Here is a 4898-nt window from a genome sequence, read left to right as displayed (position 1 = left end):
GTCATCAAACTGGGAAACAATATCACGACCGATCATATCGCACCGGCAGGAGCTAAAGTATTACCGTATCGTTCAAATATTGAAAAGCTTTCCACTTTTGTCTTTGAAAACAACAAGGAACACTTTGATCAAGTCTGCAAAGAAAACCATGGTGGTATTATCGTTGCCAAAGAAAATTATGGGCAAGGATCCAGTCGGGAACACGCCGCTTTAGCACCGATGTACTTAGGTATCAAAGCGGTGATTTGTTGTTCTTTTGCCCGTATTCATAAGGCGAATCTGATCAATTTTGGAATTCTTCCACTCACATTTGAAGATCCAAACGATTATGATCAGATGGGAGATATGGACGATTTGATCCTGGATCACATTCATGATTTATATCAGGATCGAACTCTTGAGGTTTATGATGTGACACAGGATAAACGCTTTAAAGTACATTGTGATTGTACCAATGAGGACTTAGATATGATCATGGCCGGTGGAGCGTTGAACTATATTCGAAATCAACAGGGGACTTTCTAGAAAAGTCTCTTTTTTGTGCAAAAAGTTTCTTAAAAAGTATAAGGCGTTACAGAGGAAAATCAGGGGGTTACAAGGTATAATAAGCATATAGAAAAGAGGGATTGTTCTATGATCATACAAAGTAAAAGAGTCTGGGTATTGAATAACTGGATCGATGCACAGATCGAAGTAGAGGATGGAAAAATCGCGAATATCTATCCTTATGAAACTAAACCAGTCGATAAGGATTACGGAGACAAACGAATTGTACCGGGATTTATTGATGTGCATACACATGGTGCCTATGGTTTTGATACCAACGATGCTGAAGAAGAAGGCTTGCGAAACTGGATGAAAAACATCGTCAAAGAAGGTGTGACCGGTATCTTGCCGACAACAATTACACAGAGTGAAGAAGTTTTGACAAAAGCGGTCAAAAATGTTGCCAAGGTCGTTAAAAAAGGCTATGAAGGTGCAGAAATTATAGGTATCCACTTTGAAGGACCGTATTTGGATCAGGTCTATAAGGGAGCACAGCCGGAACAATATTGTGTAAAACCGGATGTGGAACAGTTCAAACGGTATTATGAAGCCAGTGATCATTTGATCAAGATCATCACTATGGCTTGTGAACACGATGAAAACTATGAGTTGACTAAATTCTGTGTGGATCATGATATTGTCGTAAGTCAGGGACATTCCGGTGCCACTTACAAACAGGCTCGTATGGCCATAGCTCATGGTGCCAAAAGCATGACGCATGTATATAATGGTATGACCAAGTTCCATCATCGTGATCCAGGACTGGTAGGAGCTGCTTTTAGATTCCGTGATGTATATGGCGAAATTATCTGTGATGGCAATCATTCCACCTATGATGCGTTAAATGATTTCTTTACAGCGAAAGGTGCCAATTATTCCGTTATGATCACCGATTCACTGATGGTCAAAGGCTTACCAGCCGGAACAAAAACATTGTTTGGTGGTAATGAAATTGAATTGTATGAAGATGGAAGTGCACACTTGACATCGACAAAAGGATTGGCCGGTTCTACCTTGAATGTAAACAAAGGCTTGGGAATCCTTGTGGAAAAGTCATTGGTTCCATGGCAAACCGCCATTAATTCTTGTACGATCAACCCGGCTCGCATGTTAGGTGTGGATGATCGTAAAGGAAGCATTCAGGCCGGAAAAGATGCCGACTTAGTTGTCTTAAATGATGACTACAGTGTAGAAATGACATACACTAAAGGAAAAGAAGCTTTCTAAACAAATAGAGTGATCAAAAGACAGATTTTAAAAGAGTCTGTCTTTTTTTCTATAAACAATAAGAAACAATAAAAAATTATAGACAAACAATAAAAATATTGGTATATTAAATATGCTTGAGGAGGCTTATTATGGAACTAATTATTGATTCGGCAGATGTGGCACAAATTAAAGTGCTGAAAGAACTATGTACAGTAGCAGGCGTAACGACAAATCCTACGATTTTGACAAAATCAGGAAGAGAAGCAACGGAAGTCATTCAAGATTTGATCGGTATTTTGGATGAAGATCAGAAATTGTTTATCCAGGTCGTAAAGACGGATTATGAAGGTATCATGGAAGAAGCCAAGAAAATTTCCCAGCTTCGTCCTAAGAATATGTATGTAAAGATTCCGGTTACACATGATGGTTTAAAAGCTATCAAGGAATGTAAAAAGTTAGGTATTCACACTTTGGCAACAGCCATTTATACGGCAGAGCAGGCGTTCATTGCGGCTGCCAACGGTGCGGATTATCTGGCACCTTATGTCAATCGTATGTGTAACTATGGTGATGGTGTGGAGACGACAAAAGATTTGATTGAAATGTTGCGCATTCATAATATGCCGGCAAAAGTTGTTGCGGCAAGCTTCAAAAATACGTATCAGGTTCATGAATTGATCAAAGCGGGAATTCCGGCTGTAACTGTACCATGTGATGTATTGTTCAATATGATCAATCATCCGGCTACAACGATTGCCGTAGGTGAATTTACAATGAACTGGCAGAAAGCCTATAATCGTAAGGAATTATTTAAATAAGATAACATTTGGGAGTCAAACTCCCTTTTTTTATGCATTTTGTTTGGAAGCTTTTAAAAGCAAAAGAAGTACAAGGATCATTGAAATACCTAAACCTGTATGGCTGATACCACTTCCAATCACTAAAAGCATCGGTATGGAGGAACCACTGACTTGTAGAATGCCTTTGATAAGCAACATAAGAGCCATAAAGAGCAAAAAGACATTATAGGCAAGAAAACTGGTCGTATAGAGTTTGTTTTGTTTCAAATCCAGTTTGTCATGATATAAGCCAATCAGTAATACAAAGATCATGCCTAGTGCAAATAAGTGAACATGAACAGTAGATAAAGTCGTGTATTGTGTAAAATGAAAGAACTTTGTAAATTCTCGATAGAAGATGCCGGAAGCCATAGCCAATACTGCATAGAGAATTGATAATGTAATGTACTTTTTCATAAAAACCTCCTATTTAGTTGTGTGTAAAAATGATGCATAAACTGTAAACCGGCCAGGCATAATGCCAAACCTAATCCGGTATAAAAAACCGCAATGAATTCAAAGGAGACAAGGTGAAAAACACGAAGGATGATCCCCATGCTCATCATAAAGGCCATCATGATAAAAGATGGTCGATCAAAGAAGAAATAAAAGGGTTGTTTAGATGTATATCCTTGAATTCTAAGTGAATGTTTCTGTACGATTTTGGAAAACATCCACAAAAAGAAAACAAAAACAAGGCTCGATCCCAGAAGATGAAGAATGTTCAGATTGTCTGCATAGCTTTGGATTCCGATCCAAGTCACATTTCCACCGGCAATAAACCATACGATACCTGCTAAAAGAAGCAGTGTTTTTGGTAAGACTTTCATGTGCTTTTCTCCTTTTAAAAATTCTTATAGATTATAGAAAGAATAGAATAGAACGTCAATGTATTTGCCTTCTATACATCTATTTTATTTTATGGTATAGTAGGCAGGAACATGGTGCCCCATACCATGAATCCACTTTGTATAAAACATTGGAAACTATCGAAGTGACAAGGACCCCGGGGGTCCTTTTTTAAGTGCCTGGAGGGATTTTAATGGAAAATAAAATGGGAACTATGCCGATGCCAAAGCTGATGATCACGATGTCCTTGCCAATTATGATCTCTATGCTGGTGCAGGCTTTATACAACATTGTTGACAGTATGTTTGTGGCTCGTTTATCGCAGGATGCCTTAGCTGCCGTATCCTTGTGCTATCCGGTTCAGACGATCATGATTGCGATTGCCTGTGGAACCGGTGTTGGATTTAATACCTTATTATCAAGATGCCTGGGTGAAAGAAATACAGATAAAGCCAATCAGGTTGTTTTACATGGTTTGATGATTGCCCTTGTCAACTGGCTTCTATTTGTTGTGCTGGGATTTTTATTGGCTCGTCCGTTTTTAATGTTGTTTTCTGGACAGGAAAATGTGATCGACATGGGTGTTGTATATTTGCAGATTTGTACTACGCTTTCTTTTGGTGTTTTTATGCAGATTACGTATGAGCGCATTCTACAGGCCAGCGGTCAACCTGTATATAATATGATCATGCAGGGAATTGGTGCTATAGTGAATATCGTTCTTGATCCGATCTTTATTTTTGGCTATTTCGGTATTCCGGCCATGGGTGTTGCCGGTGCCGCTCTTGCGACAGTCTTAGGACAGATCATTGCGATGTTGTTAGGGATTTGGATCGTTCAAAAAAAGACGCAATCCATCCAAATTCATATCCAATCCTTTTTTCTGGATTTTTCTATATTAAAACAAATTTATAAAATTGGATTTCCGGCCATTCTGATGCAATCGATCATGAGCTTTATGACCGTCTTTATGAATCAGATCTTAGTTCCTTTTTCCTTATTGGCCGTCAACGTCTTCAGCATTTACTACAAACTTCAGCAGTTTGTCTTTATGGCGGTTTTAGGGATGACCAATGCGCTGGTACCGATTTTAGCGTACAACTATGGTGCAAAAGCTTATTCTCGAATTCAACAGGCCATCCGTATTTCTTTGGGATTAAGCATTGTGATCATGGCTGTGGGTACATTGATCTTTCAGATTTTTCCATCGCAGCTTTTATTACTTTTTGATGCCAATGTGTCGATGATGGAAATGGGGATACCGGCTTTACGCATCATATCGTTTAGTTTTGTGTTTGCGGGAATCTCCATGGTGCTTGGCTCCGTGTTTCAGGCTTTGGGCCATCCGAATACTTCCTTGTGGATCACTTTATTAAGACAACTTGTTGTTCTGGTTCCTCTTACCTATGTTTTCGCATCTATATTTGGCTTGAATATCTGTTGGCTTTCCTTTGT

5 protein-coding genes and 1 pseudogene are annotated in these 4898 nt (G+C 38.9%); 4 read left to right on the top strand and 2 right to left on the bottom strand.

Going from position 1 to position 4898, the window contains the following annotated elements; genetic code table 11:
- The 3 genes and pseudogenes from U0M88_RS00570 to U0M88_RS00560 all read left to right on the top strand — a co-directional run.
- Positions 1–525: pseudogene (locus U0M88_RS00570) on the top strand (aconitate hydratase); the annotation flags it as partial.
- A 108-nt stretch (positions 526–633) separates the two neighbouring features.
- Entirely contained in the window at positions 634–1773 is a 1140-nt protein-coding gene (gene nagA, locus U0M88_RS00565; protein WP_331868582.1) for an N-acetylglucosamine-6-phosphate deacetylase, read from the top strand.
- Positions 1774–1904: 131 nt separating this feature from the next.
- On the top strand, positions 1905–2573 hold the full coding sequence (locus U0M88_RS00560) for a transaldolase family protein (protein WP_195222871.1): 669 nt from the start codon (positions 1905–1907) through the stop codon (positions 2571–2573).
- 30 nt (positions 2574–2603) lie between these two features.
- Here the strand turns inward: U0M88_RS00560 and U0M88_RS00555 are convergent, their stop codons facing one another.
- Positions 2604–3011: a DUF2871 family protein gene (locus tag U0M88_RS00555; RefSeq protein ID WP_331868581.1), complete on the bottom strand. Its 408-nt coding sequence runs from the start codon at positions 3009–3011 to the stop codon at positions 2604–2606.
- Positions 3008–3424 (bottom strand): hypothetical protein, encoded by a 417-nt coding sequence (locus tag U0M88_RS00550; RefSeq protein WP_331868580.1) that lies wholly within the window; start codon positions 3422–3424, stop codon positions 3008–3010. Before U0M88_RS00550 ends, U0M88_RS00555 begins: the two co-directional genes overlap by 4 nt.
- Before the next feature lie 212 nt (positions 3425–3636).
- Between U0M88_RS00550 and U0M88_RS00545 the strand changes: the two genes are divergently transcribed.
- On the top strand, positions 3637–4898 hold a 1262-nt coding region (locus U0M88_RS00545), incomplete at its 3' end, for an MATE family efflux transporter (RefSeq protein ID WP_331868579.1).

Source organism: Faecalicoccus sp. (assembly GCF_036552745.1).
Taxonomy (GTDB): Bacteria; Bacillota_I; Bacilli_A; order Erysipelotrichales; family Erysipelotrichaceae; genus Faecalicoccus.
Note: the sequence above shows the minus strand (reverse complement) of the source record. Positions and strands in the feature narration are given on the sequence as shown.